Genomic DNA, 21,667 nt, shown 5'->3' with positions numbered 1-21,667 from the left:
GCTCCGCGTAAACCCGGGAGTGCGCGTTATCGTTGGCGACCATCGCGAGCAAGCTCGCTCCTACAGAAAACCAGGGGGATCGTCGGAATCTTTCCCGACAAAAATACTAGGACTTTGTCCGGCGCGTTGATTGGCGTAAACTGCGCCCAAGCCTGCGAGGAGTTTCCATGACCGCTATTACCATCACTGACGCCGCCCACGATTATCTGGCTGATCTGCTGTCCAAGCAGAACACCCCGGGCATCGGCATCCGCGTCTTCATCACCCAGCCTGGCACCCAGTACGCCGAAACCTGCATTGCCTACTGCAAGCCGGGCGAAGAAAAACCCGAAGACACCGCGCTGGGGCTCAAAAGCTTCACCGCGTACATCGACCACTTCAGCGAAGCCTTCCTGGACGATGCGGTTGTCGACTACGCCACCGACCGCATGGGCGGCCAGCTGACCATCAAGGCGCCAAACGCCAAAGTACCGATGGTCAATGCCGACAGCCCGGTCAACGAGCGCATCAACTACTACCTGCAAACCGAGATCAACCCGGGGCTGGCCAGCCATGGCGGTCAGGTCAGCCTGATCGACGTGGTCGAAGACGGCATCGCCGTCCTGCAGTTCGGCGGTGGTTGCCAGGGCTGCGGCCAGGCCGACGTGACGCTGAAGGAAGGCATCGAGCGCACTTTGCTCGAGCGCATCCCGGAGCTCAAAGGCGTTCGCGACGTGACCGACCACACGCAGAAAGAAAACGCCTATTACTAAGGTGTTCGCTGCGGATTGAAAAAACGGCGCCCCGTGAGCGCCGTTTTTTTATGGGTGAAATTTACTGACGCCATCGCGAGCAAGTCGGATCGCCGCACCGTCGCTCCCACAGTTGACCGCATTTCAATGTGGGAGCGAGCTTGCTCGCGATGGGGCCCTACGGGCGATACAAATGAGCATGCCCCGCGCGATAAAGCGATGACTCGCTGAAGTGGTCGCTGCCCAGCACCCGACCCACCAGAATCAACGCCGTACGGCGAAAGCCCTTGGCTTCAACCTTCCCGGCAATATCCTCGAGTGTTCCCATCACCCAATCCTGATCCGGCCAGCTCGCGCGGTGGACCACCGCAATCGGGCAATCGGCGCCGTAATGGGGCAGCAGTTCCTCAACGATCTTCGCCAGGTGATTGACCCCCAAGTGAATCGCCATGGTCGCGCCGTGTTGCGCGAGGCTGGAGAACTCCTCTCCGGGTGGCATGGTGGTCTTGTCGGCGTAGCGCGTCAGAATCACGCTCTGCGAAACGTCCGGCAGCGTCAGCTCCGCACCCAAAAGCGCAGCGCAAGCGGCTGTGGCCGTCACGCCTGGGACGATTTCGAACGCAATTCCCAACTCGCGCAGATAGCGAATCTGCTCGCCAATGGCGCCATAAAGACTCGGATCGCCGGAGTGCACCCGGGCAACATCCTGACCGTTGGCGTGGGCGGTCCTGATCAGGTCGATGATCTGTTCCAGGTGCAGTTCGGCGCTGTTGACCACCTGTTCGGCACAGTGACCTTCCAGTACGGCGGCCGGTACCAGGGAACCGGCATAAATGATCACCGGACAACTGCGAATCAGCCGCTGGCCCTTGACGGTAATCAGTTCGGGGTCGCCGGGACCTGCGCCAATGAAGTAGACGGTCATCGTCGGTTCCTGTGGGGAAAAAAGGGGCTGAACAGGGCTTCAGATGAAGAGTGTTCATGATCAACGGTGGGGATTATCGGGTTTTTTATGCCGCGCCGGCCAATGCCAGGGTTGCCTGGGCGTATTTTTGTCGTGGAATCAGCAGTTTTGCCGGGGCCTGGGCCAGTTGTTCCGCCAGGGCCAGTGCGGCGCTTTCCGCCACGCCGTAGCAACCGGTGCGTTCAAACGCTATTTGCGATTGATGACTGAGTTGCGGTTCATAAGCGGCCAGTTGTTCACTGCTGAAATACATCAATTCCAGGCCAAGCTGCTGGGCCAGTTCGATTAGCGCAGGTTCGTCACGCTTGGAGTCGATGCTGGCCAGGGCCTTGATTTCATGACGAGCAATCTGGTGCGCCTCCAGTGCCTGATCGAGCAGCGCCAGCAACGTGCTGACGGGGCAGCCGCGCTGGCAGCCCAGGCCGACCACCAGGGTCGGCGCTGTGCTGATATCCGTCATGCGTGGTATTGACCATCGCTTTTGCGACGGAACAACCAGGCGCTGATCAGGCCCAGGGCCAGCCAGAACGCCACGTTGGTCAATTGCGAAGCGATTTTGAACTGGGCTTCCAGTGCCTCCGGAGCGAGCATCGAATGCACTTCCGGTTGCGGCGCGCCAATCACATGGGGGACGGCGAGAATCGCTGCGCCGAGGACTTTCATCAGCCAGTGACGGCTGAATACGATCAGGGCGATACCGACGGCAGTGGAAGCAGCGGTGCCAATCCACCACAGTTGCCGTTGTGCCAGATCGGCGGCGGCAGTGCCGGGCAATTCAGGTGGCAGGCCGAGCGTCGGCGCGAGCACGAACGTCGCATAACCGGCCAGGCCCCAGAGCAGGCCCTGGGAGGTTTTGGTCGGCGCACGCAAGGTGTACAGGCCGGCGAGCATCAGGGCGAAACCGACCGCTACCACCAGGTTGCCGCCGGTGGTCGACAGCACGCGCTGCCAGCCGTCTTCCGGCTCCCAGGCTTGCGCATCGTGAGTGTGGGCAGCCATCGCACCGTCGGCGTGTTCATGCATTTCAACAGCGGCCGGCTCGGATTTTTCGTAGGTCTCGGCCTGCAAAATCAGCGGAGCGACCCAGAAGCTTTGCAGCAGGGTCAGCAACAGGGCGGCCAGCAACCCGGTGAAACCTGCGGTTTGCGCAATACGCTTGATCATGACGACAGCTCTCAATGGCACGGGAACGCGGAGCTGTGACGGGTATCGTGGGCGGCGTTGTGCACGGCTTCGATGTGCGAGAAACCGGCAAAATACACAAGGCAGGCGCCAAGGATCGACGCGCAGACGGCGACGGTCAGACGTTGGGTCAGGGTTGAGGTGGTGCTCGCGGATGTGTGTTCGGCGCTGCTGATGATCGACATGGCGTTTCCCTCTGGTCTGTCAGCGGGGATTAAGAGCGCATGCAAAAAACCGCACGACCAGGCGCGCAAGGTTTCAAACAGCGCCCGCCCACCGCGGGTTTGTTGGTTCAGTGACCGTACTGGTCACTTTGTGTTGCGGGCCGGTCTCCGGGCTCACGAGGGGCAAAGGCTTGGCCTGAACCTGAAAGCATCACCTTCCCATGCCGTATTGGCACAGTGGATCTGACGCTTCGCTCGCTTACCGTTGCGGGGGCAGCACCGGACTGACATGGCCTTAGAGTAAAGCACATGATTCACCGGTTTCCCGTTTCACCCTGTGAAGGGCACCCGTAACAAGGTGCGTAGGAGAGCATGGGCGGGGGTTGGGCGTCAATTGGCAAGGGTTCTCAATTCGGAACCGGGTCGACCCAATCGCGAGCAAGCTCGCTCCCACATTTGACCGCATGCTCCTGACAGAACTCGATCCCCTGTGGGAGCGAGCTTGCTCCGGGCGGCGTTCCGACGATGGCGTCATTTCAGGCACTAGAGAACTCAGCATGAACATTGACCCGCCCCAATACCATGCGTAGCCTTGCGCTTTCGAGGTTCTTCGGCGTTTGCCGAAGCTAAGAAGGGAACGCGGTCGATGCCGCGGCTGCCCCCGCAACTGTGAACGGTGATGTTCGTTGCCACGCCACTGCAGGCTCAATCCATGAGGCCGGCGGGAAGGCGCAGCGAATGCCAGGCTCAAGGCCGGCACACCGTCAGCCAGGAGACCTGCCTCGTCACAGATTCTCACTTTCAACCGGGCGGGGTGATCCGGTGGCGAACTCTTCAGGCACACGCGCCCGCGTTGCCGGTCGTCGTCCCGTATGCCCGCCACCTTAGCCATAGGGCATCCGATGAAAACACTGGCCAAACTCCCCGTCACCATCGTCACCGGCTTTCTCGGCTCGGGTAAAACCACACTGCTGCGGCACATGCTCGACAACGCCCAGGGTCGCCGCATCGCGGTGATCGTCAACGAATTCGGTGAGTTGGGTATTGATGGCGAAATCCTCAAGCAATGCTCCATCGGTTGCACCGAAGAAGAAGCCAACGGCCGTGTCTATGAGCTGGCCAACGGCTGCCTGTGCTGCACCGTCCAGGAAGAATTCTTCCCGGTGATGCGCGAACTGGTGGCCCGTCGCGGCGATCTCGACCATATCCTCATTGAAACGTCCGGCCTGGCCCTGCCCAAGCCGCTGGTGCAAGCCTTCCAGTGGCCGGAAATCCGCAGCGCCTGCACGGTGGATGCGGTAATCACCGTGGTCGACAGCCCGGCCGTGGCCGCCGGCACCTTCGCCGCCTTCCCGGATCAGGTCGACGCCCAGCGCAAACTCGACCCGAACCTGGACCACGAATCGCCGCTGCACGAACTGTTCGCCGACCAACTGGCCAGCGCCGATCTGGTGATTCTCAACAAAGCCGACCTGATCAACCCGGCGGACCTGGCCCGCGTGCGCCTGGAAGTCGCCGAGGAATTGCCGCCAGCGGTGAAAATCATTGAAGCCAGCAGCGGTCGCCTGCCACTGGACGTGCTGATCGGCCTGGGTGCCGGCTCCGAAGAACACATCGACAGTCGTCACAGCCACCACGACCATCATCACGATGGTGACGATGATCATGACGACCACGATCACGACGCCTTCGATTCGATCTCCATCGAGCTGCCGCAAGCCGACGAAAGCTTGCTGCTGGATGCGCTGACCCAATTGGTGGTCCAGCACGGCATCCTGCGGGTCAAGGGTTTTGCGGCGATCCCGAACAAACCGATGCGCCTGCTGATCCAGGGCGTGGGCACGCGTTTCGACAAGCACTTCGACCGCCAGTGGGGCGCCGAAGAAGCACGCGTAACCCGCCTGGTGCTGATCGGCCAGGAACTGGACGCCGCCGTGCTCGAAGCGCAATTGCGCGCCGCGCTCAGCGTGTAAGCCATGCACCTGCTCAGGACCCAACCCGGCGGTTTCGTGTCGGATGACAACATTGCCGACCTTGGACAAACCCCTGCCGAGCTGGTGGTCCTGTGTAGCGGCGATTCCAGCCTGGCGCTGCTCGCCGAAGCGGCGCAGCAATTGCCCGAAGATTACCCGAGCGTGCGCCTGGCCAACCCGATGCTGGTGCAGAACCATGCCTCGGTCGATTTGTACGTCGATGAAGTGCTGCGTCACGCCAGGGTGATCCTGATTTCACTGCACGGCGGCATCGCCTATTGGCGTTACGGCATCGAGCGCCTGGTCGAACTGTCGCAGCGCGGCGTGCAGGTGATTCTGGTGCCGGGCGATGATCGTCCGGACCCGGAGCTCAGTGACCTGAGCACCGTCGGTGCCGAGGATCGCGACCGGCTCTGGCAGTTTCTGCGTCAGGGTGGCATGGGTAACGCCCTGGATTTCTTCCGCTGTCTGGCCAACCGCTGGCTGGCGCGTGATTACACCTGGGGCGAGCCGCAAACCCTGCCGCGCACGGCGATTTACCATCCGCACCAACATTCTGCCGCACTGAGCGACTGGCAAGCCGACTGGCACGCCGATCAACCGGTGGCGGCGGTGCTGTTTTACCGCTCGCATTTGCAGGCGGCGAACACCGCTTTCATTGATGTTTTTTGCCAGCGTTTACAGGCGGCGGGGTTGAATCCATTGCCGATTGCGCTGGCCAGTCTTAAAGAGCCAGCTTGCCTTTCCATGGTCGAGGACTGGCTGGACGAGGCCAGCGTCTCGGTGATCCTGAACACCACCGGTTTCGCCCAGTCCAGTCCCGAAGCGCCGCACCTGCGGCCGTTCCGTCGCGATATTCCGGTGATCCAGGCGATTTGCGCCCAGGACAACGAGCCGGGTTGGCGTGCCAGTGAACAAGGGCTTGGCCCTCGCGACCTGGCGATGCACATCGCCTTGCCGGAACTGGACGGGCGTATCATCAGCCGTCCGATCAGCTTCAAGGACCTGGCGTGGCGCAGTGAGCGCAGTCAGTCGGATGTGGTCTGCTATCGGCCACAACCGGAACGCATGGATTTCGTTGCCGAACTGGCGCGGCGCTGGGTCGATCTGGCGCGGGTGCCAAATGCAGAAAAACGCATTGCCCTGATTCTTGCCAATTACCCGACCCGCGACGGTCGCATCGGTAATGGCGTCGGCCTCGACACCCCGGCCGCCGCGCTGAATATCCTGCGGGCGCTGCATGCCGAAGGTTATCCATTACCGGTTGAGTTGCCGGACAGCGGCACCGCGCTGATCCAGCAGTTGCTGGGTGGCGTCAGCAACGATCTCGAGACCCTCGACCTGCGTCCGTGCCAGCAAAGCCTGGGCATGGATGATTATCTGGCGATGTTCAATGCACTGCCCGAAGCCAACCGCGCGGCGGTGCTCGAACGTTGGGGCGCGCCGGAGAGCGACCCGATGTGCCGCAGCGGACGGATGATGATCGCCGGCCTGCGCTTGGGCCTGACCTTCGTCGGCATTCAACCGGCGCGGGGTTATCAGGTCGACCCGAGCGCGGTGTATCACGACCCGGACCTGGTCCCGCCCCACGGTTACCTGGCGTTTTACTTCTGGCTGCGCAACACCTACGGCGCCCACGGCGTGATCCACGTCGGCAAGCACGGCAACCTCGAATGGCTGCCAGGCAAAGGCGTGGGGCTCTCGGAAAATTGCTGGCCGGATGCACTGCTCGGGCCGCTGCCGAACATCTATCCGTTCATCGTCAATGACCCGGGCGAGGGCGCCCAGGCCAAGCGGCGCACCCAGGCGGTGATCATCGATCACTTGATGCCACCGCTGACCCGCGCCGAAACCTACGGCCCACTGCGTAACCTCGAACTGTTGGCCGACGAGTATTACGAAGCGCAGTTGCTCGATCCGCGCCGCGCCCGCGAGTTGCAGCGCGACATCCTGCAACTGGTGCGCGACACCCACATCGACCGTGAACTGCAGCTGGACGAGCAGCTCGACAGCGATGCCGATGCAGCGATCTGGTTGCCGCGACTCGACACTTATCTGTGCGACTTGAAAGAGTCGCAGATCCGCGATGGCCTGCATGTGTTCGGCGAATCGCCCACCGGGCGTTTGCGTATCGATACCTTGCTGGCGTTGTTGCGCATTCCACGGGGCGATGGCCGCGGTGCGCAGTCGAGTCTGCTGCGGGCACTGGCCAAGGCCTTCGGACTAGGGTTCGATCCGCTCGATTGCGCCTTGGCCGAGCCGTGGACCGGACCGCGTCCCGAGCCGCTTTTGCTGATCAGCGACGAGACCTGGCGTACGGCGGGCGATACCCGCGAACGCCTCGAGCTGTTCGCCACCCAACTGATCTCGGATGCTTTGGCTGACCATTGTGGGAGCGAGCCTGCTCGCGATGGAGTGTCAGTTGGCATCAATGTGGCTGTCACTCCATCGCGAGCAGGCTCGCTCCTACAGGGGGGCGCGGACTGGATTGAGGTACAAGCCATTATCGATGGTTTGCGTGACGTCATTGCCCCGCGTCTGGACGCCTGCGGCCCCGCAGAAATGCGCGGCTTGCTCGATGCCCTGAGCGGTCGCTTCGTCCCGGCCGGTCCCAGCGGCGCGCCGAGTCGTGGTCGCCTGGACGTACTGCCCACCGGGCGCAACTTCTATTCGGTGGACGTGCGCAACCTGCCGACCACCACGGCGTGGCGCATCGGGTTCCAGTCGGCCAACCTGATTCTCGAGCGCCACCTGCAAGACCACGGCGATCATTTGCGCCAGCTCGGTCTGTCGGTGTGGGGCACCGCGACCATGCGCACCGGCGGCGATGACATCGCCCAGGCCATGGCGCTGATGGGCGTGCGTCCAGTCTGGGCGACCGGCAGCCAGCGGGTCGATGATTTCGAGATTCTGCCGCTGAGTTTGCTCGATCGTCCGAGGGTGGACGTGACCTTGCGTGTGTCCGGTTTCTTCCGTGATGCCTTTGCCAATCTGATTCGCTTGTTCGACGCGGCGGTGCAAGCGGTCGCTGACCTCGATGAGCCGGACGACCTCAATCCGTTGGCGGCCAAGGTACGCGCCGAGCGTGTAGCCTTGCTGCAATCGGGGCTCGATGAAGACGCTGCGCGACGTCAGGCCGGCTGGCGGATTTTCGGGGCCAAACCCGGTGCCTACGGCGCGGGTGTGCAGGGCGCCATCGACGGTCGTCTGTGGCAAACCCGCGAGGACCTGGCCGAGGTTTACCTCAACTGGGGCGGCTACGCTTACGGCGGTTCCGACGAGGGCACCGCCGCCCGCGAACAGTTCAGCCAGCGCTTGAGCCAGGTACAGGCGGTGCTGCAAAACCAGGATAACCGCGAGCACGACTTGCTCGACTCCAACGATTACTACCAGTTCCAGGGCGGTATGCTCGCGGCGGTGGAAAGCCTGAAGGGCGAGGCCGCAGCCAGCTATCATGGCGACCACAGCCAGCCGGACCTGCCGAAGATTCGCACCTTGAAGGAAGAGCTGAACCGGGTGATCCGTTCCCGTGCGGCCAATCCGAAGTGGCTCGAAGGCGTTAAGCGTCACGGCTACAAAGGTGCGTTCGAAATGGCCGCGACAGTCGACAACCTGTTCGCCTTCGATGCCACCACGCAGTTGATCGACGATCACCAGTACGCGTTGCTGGCCGATGCCTATTTGCTCGATCCGGACACCCGGGATTTTGTCCGCGAACACAATCCCCACGCCTTGCGCGACATGACCGAGCGCATGCTCGAGGCGCAACAGCGCGGGCTGTGGAAGGAGCCGGGCGAGTACCGCGAGGCACTGGAGAGTCTGTTGCTGGATATAGAAGAAGACAGCTGATGCGCTTAAACCTGTGGGAGCGAGCTTGCTCCGGGCGGCGTTCCGACGATAGCGGTCTATCAGGCAACATCTTTTTCGACTGAACAAATGCCATCGCGAGCAAGCTCGCTCCCACAGGTATTGGTGTTTCTACCCCCGACCATGACTGAGATAAAACAATGACCGACACCCCGCATTTCCCGCTCTCCGCCGTGGTCGGCGCCGACGAATTGAAGCTGGCCCTGTACCTGACCGCCATCGACCCGAAAATCGGTGGTGTGCTGATCGAAGGCCCGCGGGGCATGGCCAAGTCGACCCTGGCCCGGGGTCTGGCGGACCTGCTGGCCAGCGGTCAGTTCGTCACCTTGCCATTGGGCGCCACCGAGGAACGCCTGGTCGGCACCCTCGATCTCGATGCGGCGCTGGGCGAGGGGCGCGCACAGTTTTCCCCCGGCGTACTGGCCAAGGCTGACGGTGGCGTGCTCTATGTCGACGAGGTCAATCTGTTGCCCGATCACCTCGTTGACCTGCTGCTCGATGTGGCCGCCAGCGGCACCAATCTGGTGGAGCGTGACGGCATTTCCCATCGGCACTCGGCGAAGTTCGTGCTGATTGGCACCATGAACCCGGAAGAGGGTGAACTGCGTCCGCAACTGCTTGACCGTTTCGGCTTGAATGTCGCCCTCGGTGGTCACACTGCGCCGACCGAGCGCGGGCAGATCATCCGCCGTCGCCTGGATTTCGACAGTGATCCGCAAGGTTTCTGCGCCGAATGGGAATCGGCGCAGGCGTCTCTGCGCGAGCGTTGCCGGAACGCACGCAATGCACTGGCTAGCATTCCCCTCGACGACCAGGCGCTGGCACAGATTACCGAGCGTTGCTTTGCTGCCGGGGTCGATGGATTGCGCGCCGATCTGGTCTGGCTGCGTGCCGCACGGGCTCATGCCGCCTGGCGCGGGGCGAACGCCATCGCCGAGGAAGATATCGACGCAGTCGCCGAGTTCGCCTTGCGCCATCGTCGTCGCGAGCATTCAGCTCCGGCGCCTCAGCCATCCCAGGCGACGCAACAATCGGCGCCGCAGCACGCCAACCCAAGCGAAGGGCAGGGCCAGTGGGGCGAGTTGCCTGCCCAGGCGCTCGCGGTCGGCGCACGACGTGAAGTGCCGAGCTGGCCAAAAAAGCCCTAGGCATTCGCCCTCGCTGCGACGCGGGGGCGAATGCCAGACCCCGGGCCGGGCGGCTGGACCACGGCAAACAAGGCAAGCGTCATGCAGCACGTAGCGGTTCGGTCAACTGGCCCGGCACCTTGCTTAATGGTCGGCCCCGTCAGCGTGCTGATCTGTTGTATCAACTGCGCACCCGTTCGCCCCAAGAATTGTGGCTGGTGATTGTCGATGCGTCGGCTTCGACCCGCCGTCATCAGGCGTTGAGTGATGCCAAAGGCTTGCTGGCGCAGCTGTTCGATGATGCCTACCGCCAACGTGCGCGCCTGGCGTTGCTGACCGCCAGCGGCTCGGTGCCCAAGTGGCAGGTGCAAGGGTTGAAGGCTTCCAACGGTTTGCGCCATTGGCTCGATGGGCTCGGCGCAGGCGGCGGAACGCCGTTGCTGGCGGCGCTGGGTGAGGCGAGGCACTGGCTGACCGCGCGGCAAAAACGCTTTCCGGCGGAACAGCAAAGACTTTTATTGGTGACCGATGGGCGGCTGAAGGACTGGTCCATGCTGCCGGCAATCGAATGCCCAGGGCTGGTGATCGACATCGAACGCGGGCCGATTCGTCTTGGGCGCAGCAAAGTATTGGCTGCGCAGCTGCAATCGGATTATCGACATATGGACGATCTGCCTCCAGGCTGAACATTGCGCTGTCTGTGCTGGCCTCTTCGCGAGCAAAGTTGCTCCCACATCAGATCTGGCAAAGATCCGGTGTGGGAGCGGCGGTGCGGCGATCCGACTTGCTCGCGACGGCATCAATCCGGTTTCGGGTCGTCAGGGTAAAAATTCATCGACGATCTATGCTCACCGGGCAAATCCATCACAGGAGTGAACCATGCGTATCCTGGCCGTCAATGAACAGGGCGATTTTCGCGTCAAGGCTTACGCCGGCACCAATGGCGTGCTGTTGGCCATGGACCTGGCCGAATCCCGTCGCATTGGCCTGTTGGGTTTTGCCATTGAAAAACAGCAGGGCAGCAAACCCTGGATGTTTCTGTTCAATAGCCTGACGTTCCCGGACAAGGACCATACCTTCCCCCAGTTGCACGCCACGCCCAGTGATATCGCACCGTTACAGAAATTCCGCTGGGCCGATTACGCGGTCAATCCGGGGATGACGATCCATTATCGGGTCTACCTGGTCTACGGCAGCCACAATGCGCCACAACTGGGTGAGTGCCTGGAGGTAACGGTCACCTCCGACGATGGCCATCCCGGCAACCAAAGTGTCAATTTCAACCGCGCAGTAGCCGCCAGTCAGGCGTTCGAGCGCAAGTTTCCCGATCTCGATGCACTCATTGGCAAAAAGAACAAGCTGCCCATCGAAGCCTGGCCCGATGCCCCGCGTAGATGGTTGGAGAACGGTTTGCTCGGGCGCTTGTTGGGGTTTATCGCGCGTGCTGTCGATGGCCAGTGGGCGCTGGATATCGCCATCTATGAGTACCAGTTACAGGTGATAGTCGACGCAGTGGAGGCTGCGCTGGAACGCGGCGTGAAAGTTCGCGTCCTTTATCACGCGCAACCGGGCGACGACACTACCGTCTTGAACGAGGTCAGCCTGAAAAATATCCCCCAGGCGAACAAACGCGGGCGGGTCACCCACAATATCTTTCACAACAAGTTCATGGTCTTGAGTCGGCTCGACGCAGCGGGGCAGTATCAGCCCGAAGCGGTACTCTGCGGCAGTACCAACTTCACCCCCAACGGCGTTTACCGTCAGGCCAACGTGGTGCATGTGCTGGACGATACGCGGCTCAGTACCCGTTATCTGCAAACCTTCGAGCAGGTCTGGAGCACGCCGGCAGATGTCGGCGCCACGCGGCAATGGATCACGCAGCACAACCCGATGGATCCGACGCAGGCACTTTTCGCCGGGTTCTCGCCGCGCTCGGGCGGGGGTGACCTGGATGAGTTCGTCTCGATCATCAATGCCGCGAAAAAGGACGTGCTGTTCGTCACTGCGTTCGCCTTGCCCGACGCCATCCTCAACGCCTTGCTCGGCTTGCCCCATGACGACATCCTGCGCTATGGCCTGCAAAACACCGCCAGCGAAATCACCGGGTTTCACGCCGACCGCACCGCTGAATTCACCACCGTTGCCCTGCTCGACAAAGGGCTGGAAGGCTGGCTCAAGGAAAGCAGGGAGGGTCAGAAGGGCAATATCCTGGTGCACACCAAAGCCATCGTCACTGACTTCACCAGTGATGCGCCGACGATCATAAGCGGTAGCCACAACCTCAGCGACGCAGCCAGCAACGGCAATGACGAAAACTATCTGATCATTCGCGGCGATACCGATCTGGCAGACCGTTATGGCCTGGAGTTGCTGCGGTTCTACGAGCATTACCGCTTTCGCTATTTCGCGAAAAAACTTGCGCTCAAGCAGGTCCAGCCGTTGGCGACGGATAACAGCTGGACTGATCACTATTACCGCGCGGGGGATCTACGGATGTTGTCGCGACTGCGGTTTACCGGCCAATAGCGATCCATCAGTCCGCGTTCATGGCCTGCCGATACTGCCGGGTCCGCCTGGCGATGTACAACTGATCCAGAATCAACGCCAACAACGCCGAAACCTTGGGTCGGGTTTTGCGCCCACGACTCAAGCGATGCAGCTGGAACTTGACCACCGCCATGTTCGCCAGCGCCGCCAGGGGCTTGCGCTTCCAGCGGATCGGCGGCAGTTGCGGATGGCTGTTCTGGCCTTCGCGCCAATGCTTGACCAAGTGCGGCTCCACGGCCAGTGCGGTGCCGATTCCGGTCATGGCGATGCCGCTTCGAGGACCTGTTCGACGATTGCCAAACGCCGGATCCCGCCCGTCACCATCACCGGCATCCGCGCCGAAGGCATGACCTGCGATGAAAATGCCGAACGGGTTATGACGTCATTCAAGCACCAGGTCAGGTCGGGACACGGGAGCAATCCAGACCGCAATACTGGCGATCTAGATCAATATGCAAAATGTGTGTAGCCGATCAAATTCATGCTTTAAGCCCATCCGGCGCCAATTTTTTCAGCACTTCATCTTCATTGGTTTTGTACATCGCCGACCTTGTTGTTGTGCTGGTTGTCGAGAATCGCTTTACCCCACGGTCGGTAGCGCAGGGAGAAAACCGACGTCGGGTGGCAGCGCGGCGAGGTTGATTGCGGGGGCATCGGTTCGGCGCGGAAGGGTTGCCCGGCAGCGCTGACTTGCCGGAACGCTTCCCTGACGATACCAATGGAGCAGGGCAGTGCATTGGCGTAGCCGTTGCGAACCAACAGTGGCAAGCGCTCTGTGCCTGCACCGTCTTGCCACCACACCTGAATCCCGGTGTTCGCCAATTCACCCAGCCACTGGCCATTCACCTGTGGCGCGAGCTTGCCGACGCTGAACACGCTGATGTGCAGCGGTGCGTCGAGTTTGCCGGAAAAGTCCTTGAGCTGGCGTTGCAGGGTTTGCCGGCGATTGAGCGGCAGGAAGTGCAGGTCATCCAGTTCCATGGGCAAATACCAGCCGCTGACCGGGAGTTTCCAGTCTTTGCGCAGCTTCTGCTGCTGGGTCAGCGACTGCCCAAGTTGCGCCTGCCAGTACGTCGCCAGTCCGGCACTGTCCAGTTCATCGATGCGTTGGTAATAGGCCGGGTCCATGCGTAGCCCCAGCACCAGTTTCAAGCCTTGGGCCTGGGCCAGTTTCAGGCTGCCGGCGAGCCAGCCGTTGGCGCCGCCGAAGTCCGAATCTCCGTAGGCCGTCCACTGCACGATCACCGTGTGCGCGCCTTGTCGGGCGGTGTCCTGCCAGATTCGCTGCCATTGCGCCTGGCTCAGGTTGGCATCGGCATTGAGCGGCTGGTAGAAAATCCGCTCGTCGGCATGGCTCGCCACACCACCCAGCAACAGGCACAAAACCAGAAGTAGTCGCCTCATCAGAAATTCAACTCCACGCCCAGTAGCACGCCGTTGCCGCCGTCATACAGATTGCCGCCCAACGCTTGTTGATACTCGGTGCGTACAGTCAGGTGTGCGCGATAGGCGTTGTAAATGTCATCGTTGAACCACCATTGCCAACGCAGGCCCAGACCGGTGCGCAGATCCTGGCGCCAGTCGTTGCTCGGGTCCTGGCTGGCGAACTCGAGGAAACCGTACGGCATGATCGTTTGCGCGCCGTTGAACGGCAGCTTCCAGGTGTGCCCTTGCTGGAAGCGCGACAGCCATTGATGGTCGCCGGCCTTGGTCCACCACGCCGCGTCAAGGTAGAGGAAGCGCTCCTCCCAGTCGCTTTCATCGACTCGCCAATCGTTGCGGAATCGACCCTGATCAAGGAACGACGCCGTGGCGCGCAACAGGTAGTCAGTGGTGGTGTGTCCATCGTCACGTTGATCGTCCACCTGATCGGACAGCTTTTCGGGTACCAGCATCTGGCCGAGGCTCAGGCCATGGTTGTCCTGGTCATCGAACTGGCTTTGTTTGTAGAGCTCGCCATAGAAGTTGATGTTGGCGGTGCCCCAGGGCTTGTAGCGCAGGCCGACGCCGGTGCCGAGGGATTCGGCATAGCTCGAACGGCCCACGCCGCCAAGCAGCACGCGGCCATAGACCGACAGCGTGCTGCCGGCGCGGCTGGGTTCATCGCCCAATGCGTGGTCCCACATGGCCAGTTGTACGTTCTGCGAGCTGGAGCGTCGCTGCGTGCCGGTGCTCTGGTCAGGGCGTACGAAGTCGTTGGTCGATATCCCGGCCGGCGACCATGTGCTGGCGATGGTGACTGAGTCGCGACGGGACAGGCTTTCGTGGGCGCGACGCTGGCGATAGCGACGCGCTTGCATGCTGCCTTCCTCGTCATCGGCGGTCACCGGGTTCTGTTCCAGGTCGATCACCCGGCGCAGTTCCTTGCGCGCCGAGGCGCTGTCTTCGACCTCGTCATAACGCCAGGCCAGGGTTTCGCCGAGGCGATAGTCTTCCGGGAAGTCCTGGGTGGCGCGTTGCAGATACGGGATGGCGCGGGCGCGTTCTGCCTTGGTCTCGGCACCGGCCAGGCGCACGCCGTAGTCGGCGCGATAACGGGGATTGGCCGGATCCCGGCGCATGGCCTCGGCCAGCCACTCGGTACTTTGTGGCAGGTCGCCGGCCTTTTGCGCGGTGACGGAGGCGGCGTAGAAGTGCTCGGCATCCGGTGCAAGTTGCAGGGCGGAACGCTGGCGCTGCAGCGCGAGCGTGTGATCGCCCCGGGCATCGGCAATCGCCGCGCCCAATGCCCAATCATTGGCGCCACGGGTGCGGCTTTGTTGCCAGTAGTGTTCGGCCGTTTGCGTGTCGCCGATATTCAGGGCACCACGGCTGGCAGTGAGACGGGCATTGTCGCTGAGTTCGGCGTCCGGAATGCTGCGCCAGATGGCCAGGGCACCCGCCGAATCTCCGGCAGCTTCCAGGGCGTAAGCCAGTGGCAAGCGACTGTTTCGGTTACCCATTTTTTCGGCGGTCTGGTAATACACCACTGCTTCGCCGGGGCGCTCAGGCATTGCGCAGCGGCCGAGGGCGCGGTAATCGCCTGCGGCTTGCGGGTGATCGCCAATGACCTGTTGAACCGCGCTGCACTGGCCGTTTTCCGCCAATTGCGCCAGCAGTTGCCCTCGAGTGGCGGGGTCGACGCGGTTGAGCAGCGAAACGATGCGTTGCTGTTGTGCCGCGGTCGGTGTCGACGCGGCATACAACCCTGCCAACCGTTGTAGCAAGGGCGTCGGCAGATTGCCGCCGTGGCGGTCGTAGGCGTTCTCGAGCAGCTGTTGCGCATGTTCCCGTTGGCCGGCATTCAGCGCCAGGTAGGTAGCCTGATTCAGCGAATCGAGATTGCCGGTCTGCTGGTAATACCGCTCCCAGAAGACCGCCGCTTCGCTGTTGCGACCCGATGCCTGGAGCAGTTCGGCGCGGCGTTTGACCACGTCGGCGGTCTGCGGTTGGCTGGCGAGGTAGGCCATGACTTTGTCGCTGCGGCCCTCATCCTGCCAGACATCCAGCAGGCGTTCGCGGCGTCGCGAGTCCCAGGGTTCCGGCAGGCGTGTTGTTTGCAGCAGTTCGGTGGCTTGCAGACGCTGGGCGAGGATCAGCCAGGCCTGCGGATTTTCTTCGGGTTGGCAACTTTTCAACTGAGTCAGCGCAGCTTGCGGATCATGCCGCGACAGCCAGTCGGCGGTTTCCAGGCAGGGCCGCTGCAACTCACCACTCAAGCGTTGCACCGTGGCACTGTCGCCGGTTTGCCGCGCCAGTTCCCACAGGCGCTGGCGCTGCGCCGGATCGGCAAGATCGGCAGGCGGCAGCGATTGCATCCAGCGCTCTGCCTGCTGGACGTGGCCCATGGCGATCGCCCGGTCGACCATGGCCAGTCGAGTCTTGCGCGCGGCTTCCGGGCTTGGCGCTGTTTGCAGCAATTGCTGCAAGGGTTGCTCGTCAAGGCGTTGCACGTAGGCGTTGGCCAGGCGTTGCCAGCCTTGGGCATCGAGTTGTTGGTTCGCGGCCAGAGGCGCCAGTTCCTTGACGGTGCCATCCCAATCGCGCAATTGCTCGGACCAATTGGCCCGGGCCAGTTGCAGCGCTCGCTCATCACCCTTGGGCGGCAGTTGCGCCAGCCAGTCATGGGCCGAGGCTGCACTGCCGCGCTTGGCCAGGCTCGCGCTGTAGGCCTGCCACAGGCGCACGCGCTGGTCCAGATTGCTGGAGCCTATCCACTGCTCCACCTGTTTTCTGTCCGGTGGGTCCTGTTCGATCCAGGCCAGGCGCAAGTTGAGCAGAGTGTCGCTGTTGGCCGGAGTATCCGGTAGCGCTTGCACGGCGTCTTCGTAGCGTTGCTGCTTGACCAGCGATTGCACCAGTAACGCCCGCGCTTCATCGTTTTCTGGCACTTTGCTCAGCAAGTGGCGCATCAGCCGTTCGACTTCCTTCCAGTTGCCGTTTTTCGCTTCGCGGTAACTTCGGTCCATATAGGGGTAACTGCGGAACTGATCGAAATCGGTCAACGGTTCGGCTTGCACCCACGCTGTCGTGTTCAGGCAGAGCAACAGGCTACCGGCCATCAAGGTTTGACGATGGACGGGCTTCATACGACCTCCCGGGCGATGCAGTAGGCAGCGTGCTGCTCGCTCGTCTGATCGGACAGGGCCTGTTCGAGGATTTCCTGGGTGATCATGCCGCGTTCAATCAAGTGTTCACCTAGAGACATTTTTTCCGCATCGAAATCGATCAGCGCCTGATTGAACAGGGTTGGCGGCACCATGCCGCGTACTTGCAACAGATTGCCCAGCAACACCTGGTGATGGCTGACGCGCTCGATCAGGTCTTCGTCGTCCTGATGTTGCTCAAGCACCTCAAGCATCTGATGTACTTCCTCGCTTTGACGAGGGCTGGCGTACCAGTAGCGGATTCCCAGTGTAACCCGACCTTGTGGTGCAAGGCGGCAACGCACCGGGCGTTTCAGTTGACGGCTGATGGCTCCCATAGACACCTGGCTCACCGGACCTTCGGAAGCCAGCACCAAGGTTCCGTTTTCCTCGGCGACCGGCAGCACGCCATAGTGTGTGGCGATTTTGCGCGGCACCGCATCGATCAGGCGCTTGTCGAGTTTGAACGGATTGAGTGGCGCCCATTCCAGGTCCAGCTGTTCGGCCAGGGTCTGCACCAGTTGCGTAGTGTCGATGTGTCCGCGCAGCAGCAGTTCTTGACCCAGGCGCCGGCGTACCGGGTTGGTGATCGCTGCCTCGAGTTGATCTTCAGTGAGCAGGCCTTTTTCCACCAGTCGATGGCCCAGCGGTGTGCGCTGGGCCTCGGCCAGGGCCGGAAATTCATGAGTGGTCTTGTCCCAGGCGACGCGACGTGAATCGCCCATTTGCATCACCTGGCGTAGCGCCCGAAGGTTGGCGAAGAAATTGACGAAATTGCTCCACATCATTCGGGGGGCTGACAGCAGCCCTTCGCCCAGACCGTAATAACGGGTGACAAACCAACCGCGCTGAAACAGCCGATTGAGCAGCATGAAGCCGTTGAGCCACAGCAGGGTCGCCAACAACGTGCTGTCGGAGAGGAACGACGGGTACCGCCAGGCATTCGGCGTGATCACGGTGACCAGCCACATCGCCAGCAACACCAGAAGCAGAATGTTCACCAGGAAGCTCAACAGGTACGCAATCAGGCCACGGCGGTCGCGCCACAGAAAATAATTGAGCAGGCCCTTGGAGCTCCAGCCCAGATTCTTGGTGCCCTGGAACACTATGCCGACGATCCATCGTGACTTCTGGCGGATCGCGTGCCGCAAATCCCTGGGGAAGTGCTCGCGCACGCAGATCACCTGGGAAAACGCACGGTCCATCCCGAACACCCAAGGCTGTTCAAGCGCCAGTTTCGGGTCGGTCACCGAGTAGCGGGCGAAGATGCACTTCATGCCTTTTTGCTTGAGGCGAAAACCGATGTCGTAGTCCTCGGTGAGGCTCTGCACGTCGAACGCAATGCCATCACCGTCCTCGAGCAGGGCACTGATGGCCTTGCGGCTGAAGCAAGTGCCGACCCCGGCGCTGGGCACTTGCCCGGTCAACGCCTCGCGCACGATGACATCCTTGCCATGGTTCTCGGCGAACTCGTCGACATAGTGCCCGGCGGTGAAGCCTTTCCATTCCGGTGCGTAGGGGTAGACCGGAATCTGGATCAGGTCCTTGGCCGGCAGCAGGTAGTTGAACAGGCGCAACTCCATGGGCGAAATCACGTCCTCGGCATCGTGCAGGATGAAGCCGGCGAACTGGATTTTTGCATCGTTTTCAAACCGCAGGATCGCGTCGATCACATTGTTCAGGCAGTCGGCCTTGCTGGTGGGGCCGGGGCGCGCGCACACCACTTTGTGCACGTTGGGATAGTGCAGGCACACCGCATCGACGTCGGCCTGGGTCTCGGCGTCGTTGGGGTAGGTGCCGACGAAAATCTGATAGTTCTCGTAGTCGATGGTCGAGGCGGCCAGGCGCGCCATTTCGCCGACCACGCCGACCTCGTTCCACGCCGGCACCATGATCGCCAGGGGTTTTTCGCCGATGGAGTACAGCCGTTGCTCATCGGCGCGCTTGAATTTTTCATAGATCCGCCAGCGCCGGATCAGTTTGCGGGTCCAGTACACCAGGTCGATGAACAGGTCATCGAGCCCGAGTATGAACATCAGCAGGGCCAGGGTAATCGCGAGGTATTTGAGTGCGAACAACGCATAGGCAAAGAAGTCGACAAAAGCCAGGCTCATACGGCTCTACCCGCCGCCCGGTGTTTCAACCAGATGCCGAGGCGATTGGCGATGCGTTCGCTGGCGTGTCCGTCGCCATAAGGACTATGGGCCCGGCTCATGCGCTGGAAGGTGGCGTCATCATCGAACAACAGGCTCGATTCCTTGACGATACGATCGGTGTCGGTGCCCACCAGCACCACCGTTCCGCCTTCGAGCGCCAATGGCCGCTCCGTGACATCACGCAGCACCAACAACGGTTTGCCAATGGCGGGGGCTTCCTCCTGGATGCCACCGGAATCGGTGAGAATGAAATGCGCGCGGCCCATCAGCCAGACGAAATGCTGGTAATCCTGCGGCGCTACCAGATAGATATTGGGTTTGTCCGAGAGAACGCTGTAGACCACCTTTTGCACCTGCGGATTGAGGTGCACCGGGTAGACGAATTGCACATCGGGATAACGTTCGGCGAGGGTAGCCAGGGCCAGGCAGATGTTGCGAAAGCCGCCGCCGAAGTTCTCCCGGCGATGCCCGGTGATCAGCACCATGCGCCTGTTGTCGTCGAGCATGGCCAGCGGCGAGTCGGCGGCCGGGTGCCAGTGGGTTTCCTGTTGGTGATTGCGCATCCATACCAACGCATCAATCACCGTATTACCGGTGACCTCAATGTTGGCCTTGGACACACCTTCGCGCAGCAGGTTGTCTTCGTTATTGGCGGTCGGCGCGAAATGCAGGTCGGCGATGACCCCGGTCAGGTGCCGGTTGGCTTCCTCCGGCCAGGGTGCGCGCAAGTTCCCGGTACGCAAACCCGCCTCGACGTGGCCGATGGGCAACTGGCGATTGAAGGCGGCGAGGGCGGCAATGAAGCTGGTGGTGGTGTCGCCGTGCACCAGCACGATATCCGGTTGCACCCGCTCGTAGGCTTTGTCGAGCTGCCCCAGCAATTGTTCGGAGAGGCCGTTGAGCGTCTGGCCCTGGGTCATCACCTGCAAGTCTTCATCGACCGTCAGTTCGAACGAGTCGAGGACCTGCTTGAGCATTTCCCGGTGCTGGCCAGTGGAGCAGATGTTCAGGGTGATACCTGGCCAATTACGCAGGACCCGCGCCAAGGGCGCCATCTTGATGGCCTCCGGACGCGTACCGAAAACCATCATGACTTTAAATGACATCAACCCTCCTGGGACCGCACGCGCCGGATACGTCGCGGCTGCTAAAACCGGCTATTTCTCGGACATAGAATAAAGCAGTCGGATGGGGCGTTGTCCAATGAACTGCACTGGCTCGCAGTTCTTGCTTCGAATGGGTTCATCTGCGCCCGGTTGTGAACCAGATACCCGCCCTTTGTAGCCAACGGTAGCGGTCAGGAGGCCGTGCGTTTGGTAACGATTTTTCCTGTTTGCATGCATCCCCCTGATTCAAAACAAATTTCAATTTCGCTCACATTTCCTCCACATCCGGTGGCACACTTTCTGCTGTCTATTCCGTTGTTACATACATAGTTCCGGTATAGCGGAATAAACATCACCCTGGAGTGCTTGCCATGCATCGCCGACCTTCCTTGTTCACAGCATGTGTTTTTCTGTTCGCAGCCTCTGCCGCTGCCATGGGCGTGGCCCAGGCAGCAGACAGCAAGCTCGATAGCGTTCTGGCCCGCGGCAAACTGATTGTAGGCACCGGCAGCACCAACGCGCCGTGGCACTTCCAGGGCGCGGATGGCAAGTTGCAAGGCTTTGATATTGATATCGGGCGCATGGTGGCCAAGGGCTTGTTCAACGATCCGAGCAAAGTCGAGTTCGTGGTGCAGTCGTCCGACGCACGTATCCCCAACCTGCTGACCGACAAGGTCGACATGAGCTGCCAGTTCATCACCGTGACGGCCAGCCGTGCCCAGCAAGTGGCGTTCACCCTGCCGTACTACCGCGAAGGTGTCGGCCTGCTGCTGCCGGCGAACAGCAAGTACAAGGAAATCGATGACATGAAAGCCGCCGGTGACAGTCTCACCGTGGCGGTGCTGCAAAACGTCTATGCCGAAGAACTGGTGCACCAGGCGCTACCCAAGGCCAAGGTCGATCAGTACGACAGCGTGGACCTGATGTACCAGGCCGTGAACTCCGGCCGCGCCGACGCAGCGGCCACCGATCAGTCTTCGGTGAAGTACCTGATGGTGCAGAACCCTGGCCGTTATCGCAGCCCGGCCTACGCCTGGAGCCCGCAGACCTATGCGTGCGCGGTCAAGCGCGGCGACCAGGACTGGCTGAACTTCGTCAACACCACCCTGCATGAAGCCATGACCGGCGTTGAGTTCCCGACTTACGCAGCGTCGTTCAAGCAGTGGTTCGGTGTGGATCTGCCAACGCCGGCGATTGGCTTCCCCGTCGAATTCAAATGATTCCG

General features: G+C 61.5%; 15 protein-coding genes, 1 pseudogene and 2 riboswitches. Of the genes and pseudogenes, 7 read left to right on the top strand and 9 right to left on the bottom strand.

The genetic code is table 11. The annotated features are described in order from the left end of the window. Nucleotides 1-167 precede the first annotated feature (167 nt). Nucleotides 168-752 (top strand): Fe-S biogenesis protein NfuA, encoded by a 585-nt coding sequence (gene nfuA, locus AC1DXW_RS22045; protein WP_007912592.1) that lies wholly within the window; start codon nt 168-170, stop codon nt 750-752. Between the two features lie 157 nt (nt 753-909). On the opposite strand, the gene cobM is transcribed toward nfuA, so the two are convergent. The 4 genes from cobM to AC1DXW_RS22025 all read right to left on the bottom strand — a co-directional run bounded on the left by cobM (nt 910) and on the right by AC1DXW_RS22025 (nt 3,062). Then, nucleotides 910-1,656, bottom strand: coding sequence for a precorrin-4 C(11)-methyltransferase (gene cobM, locus AC1DXW_RS22040; protein ID WP_477755171.1), 747 nt, complete (start codon nt 1,654-1,656; stop codon nt 910-912). A gap of 85 nt (nt 1,657-1,741) precedes the next feature. Beyond that, nucleotides 1,742-2,155 carry a cobalamin biosynthesis protein gene (locus AC1DXW_RS22035; protein WP_223460948.1) on the bottom strand — a complete coding sequence of 138 codons (414 nt, stop codon included), beginning with the start codon at nt 2,153-2,155 and terminating at the stop codon, nt 1,742-1,744. Then, nucleotides 2,152-2,859 carry a CbtA family protein gene (locus tag AC1DXW_RS22030; RefSeq protein WP_477755172.1) on the bottom strand — a complete coding sequence of 236 codons (708 nt, stop codon included), beginning with the start codon at nt 2,857-2,859 and terminating at the stop codon, nt 2,152-2,154. Before AC1DXW_RS22030 ends, AC1DXW_RS22035 begins: the two co-directional genes overlap by 4 nt. Before the next feature lie 11 nt (nt 2,860-2,870). After that, nucleotides 2,871-3,062, bottom strand: a complete 192-nt coding sequence (locus AC1DXW_RS22025) for a CbtB domain-containing protein (RefSeq protein ID WP_150755732.1) — start codon at nt 3,060-3,062, stop codon at nt 2,871-2,873. Nucleotides 3,063-3,183: 121 nt separating this feature from the next. After that, nucleotides 3,184-3,408, bottom strand: a riboswitch (cobalamin riboswitch). A 219-nt stretch (nt 3,409-3,627) separates the two neighbouring features. After that, nucleotides 3,628-3,840: riboswitch (cobalamin riboswitch) on the top strand. A 103-nt stretch (nt 3,841-3,943) separates the two neighbouring features. Here AC1DXW_RS22025 and cobW point away from each other — a divergent pair. From cobW to AC1DXW_RS22000, 5 genes are all read left to right on the top strand, one after another. After that, complete coding sequence (cobW, locus tag AC1DXW_RS22020) at nt 3,944-5,014, top strand: cobalamin biosynthesis protein CobW (RefSeq protein ID WP_477755173.1); 1,071 nt, start codon at nt 3,944-3,946, stop codon at nt 5,012-5,014. A gap of 3 nt (nt 5,015-5,017) precedes the next feature. After that, nucleotides 5,018-8,863, top strand: a complete 3,846-nt coding sequence (gene cobN, locus AC1DXW_RS22015) for a cobaltochelatase subunit CobN (RefSeq protein WP_477760444.1) — start codon at nt 5,018-5,020, stop codon at nt 8,861-8,863. Nucleotides 8,864-9,021: 158 nt separating this feature from the next. Then, entirely contained in the window at nt 9,022-10,029 is a 1,008-nt protein-coding gene (locus AC1DXW_RS22010) for a magnesium chelatase ATPase subunit I (RefSeq protein ID WP_477755174.1), read from the top strand. Nucleotides 10,030-10,148: 119 nt separating this feature from the next. Further along, nucleotides 10,149-10,694 (top strand): vWA domain-containing protein, encoded by a 546-nt coding sequence (locus tag AC1DXW_RS22005; protein ID WP_477755175.1) that lies wholly within the window; start codon nt 10,149-10,151, stop codon nt 10,692-10,694. A gap of 193 nt (nt 10,695-10,887) precedes the next feature. Then, nucleotides 10,888-12,534, top strand: coding sequence for a phospholipase D-like domain-containing protein (locus AC1DXW_RS22000; protein ID WP_477755176.1), 1,647 nt, complete (start codon nt 10,888-10,890; stop codon nt 12,532-12,534). A 7-nt stretch (nt 12,535-12,541) separates the two neighbouring features. Here the strand turns inward: AC1DXW_RS22000 and AC1DXW_RS21995 are convergent. From AC1DXW_RS21995 to wecB, 5 genes and pseudogenes are all read right to left on the bottom strand, one after another. Further along, nucleotides 12,542-12,894: pseudogene (locus AC1DXW_RS21995) on the bottom strand (HisA/HisF-related TIM barrel protein); the annotation flags it as partial. 186 nt (nt 12,895-13,080) lie between these two features. Further along, nucleotides 13,081-13,959: a DUF4434 family protein gene (locus AC1DXW_RS21990; RefSeq protein WP_477755177.1), complete on the bottom strand. Its 879-nt coding sequence runs from the start codon at nt 13,957-13,959 to the stop codon at nt 13,081-13,083. Continuing rightward, the gene (locus AC1DXW_RS21985) at nt 13,959-17,123 is read right to left on the bottom strand and encodes an NfrA family protein (protein ID WP_477755178.1); all 3,165 of its coding nucleotides are present in this window, start codon (nt 17,121-17,123) and stop codon (nt 13,959-13,961) included. The genes AC1DXW_RS21990 and AC1DXW_RS21985 overlap by 1 nt, the downstream gene beginning before the upstream one ends. Beyond that, nucleotides 17,120-19,294 (bottom strand): cyclic di-3',5'-guanylate-activated glycosyltransferase NfrB, encoded by a 2,175-nt coding sequence (gene nfrB, locus AC1DXW_RS21980; RefSeq protein ID WP_477755179.1) that lies wholly within the window; start codon nt 19,292-19,294, stop codon nt 17,120-17,122. Before nfrB ends, AC1DXW_RS21985 begins: the two co-directional genes overlap by 4 nt. Beyond that, nucleotides 19,291-20,442, bottom strand: coding sequence for a non-hydrolyzing UDP-N-acetylglucosamine 2-epimerase (wecB, locus tag AC1DXW_RS21975; protein ID WP_477760443.1), 1,152 nt, complete (start codon nt 20,440-20,442; stop codon nt 19,291-19,293). Before wecB ends, nfrB begins: the two co-directional genes overlap by 4 nt. 371 nt (nt 20,443-20,813) lie before the next feature. Between wecB and AC1DXW_RS21970 the strand changes: the two genes are divergently transcribed. Further along, nucleotides 20,814-21,662 (top strand): transporter substrate-binding domain-containing protein, encoded by an 849-nt coding sequence (locus AC1DXW_RS21970; RefSeq protein WP_477756633.1) that lies wholly within the window; start codon nt 20,814-20,816, stop codon nt 21,660-21,662. Nucleotides 21,663-21,667: the final 5 nt, after the last annotated feature.

This window comes from Pseudomonas sp. P4_C4 (assembly GCF_056402055.1).
Note: the sequence above shows the minus strand (reverse complement) of the source record. Positions and strands in the feature narration are given on the sequence as shown.

Coding starts and splice junctions, on each gene's coding strand:
- nfuA (WP_007912592.1), top strand. CDS start 168: ATGACCGCTATTACCATCACTGACGCCGCCCACGATTATCTGGCTGAT.
- cobM (WP_477755171.1), bottom strand. CDS start 1,656: ATGACCGTCTACTTCATTGGCGCAGGTCCCGGCGACCCCGAACTGATT.
- AC1DXW_RS22035 (WP_223460948.1), bottom strand. CDS start 2,155: ATGACGGATATCAGCACAGCGCCGACCCTGGTGGTCGGCCTGGGCTGC.
- AC1DXW_RS22030 (WP_477755172.1), bottom strand. CDS start 2,859: ATGATCAAGCGTATTGCGCAAACCGCAGGTTTCACCGGGTTGCTGGCC.
- AC1DXW_RS22025 (WP_150755732.1), bottom strand. CDS start 3,062: ATGTCGATCATCAGCAGCGCCGAACACACATCCGCGAGCACCACCTCA.
- cobW (WP_477755173.1), top strand. CDS start 3,944: ATGAAAACACTGGCCAAACTCCCCGTCACCATCGTCACCGGCTTTCTC.
- cobN (WP_477760444.1), top strand. CDS start 5,018: ATGCACCTGCTCAGGACCCAACCCGGCGGTTTCGTGTCGGATGACAAC.
- AC1DXW_RS22010 (WP_477755174.1), top strand. CDS start 9,022: ATGACCGACACCCCGCATTTCCCGCTCTCCGCCGTGGTCGGCGCCGAC.
- AC1DXW_RS22000 (WP_477755176.1), top strand. CDS start 10,888: ATGCGTATCCTGGCCGTCAATGAACAGGGCGATTTTCGCGTCAAGGCT.
- AC1DXW_RS21990 (WP_477755177.1), bottom strand. CDS start 13,959: ATGAGGCGACTACTTCTGGTTTTGTGCCTGTTGCTGGGTGGTGTGGCG.
- AC1DXW_RS21985 (WP_477755178.1), bottom strand. CDS start 17,123: ATGAAGCCCGTCCATCGTCAAACCTTGATGGCCGGTAGCCTGTTGCTC.
- nfrB (WP_477755179.1), bottom strand. CDS start 19,294: ATGAGCCTGGCTTTTGTCGACTTCTTTGCCTATGCGTTGTTCGCACTC.
- wecB (WP_477760443.1), bottom strand. CDS start 20,442: ATGTCATTTAAAGTCATGATGGTTTTCGGTACGCGTCCGGAGGCCATC.
- AC1DXW_RS21970 (WP_477756633.1), top strand. CDS start 20,814: ATGCATCGCCGACCTTCCTTGTTCACAGCATGTGTTTTTCTGTTCGCA.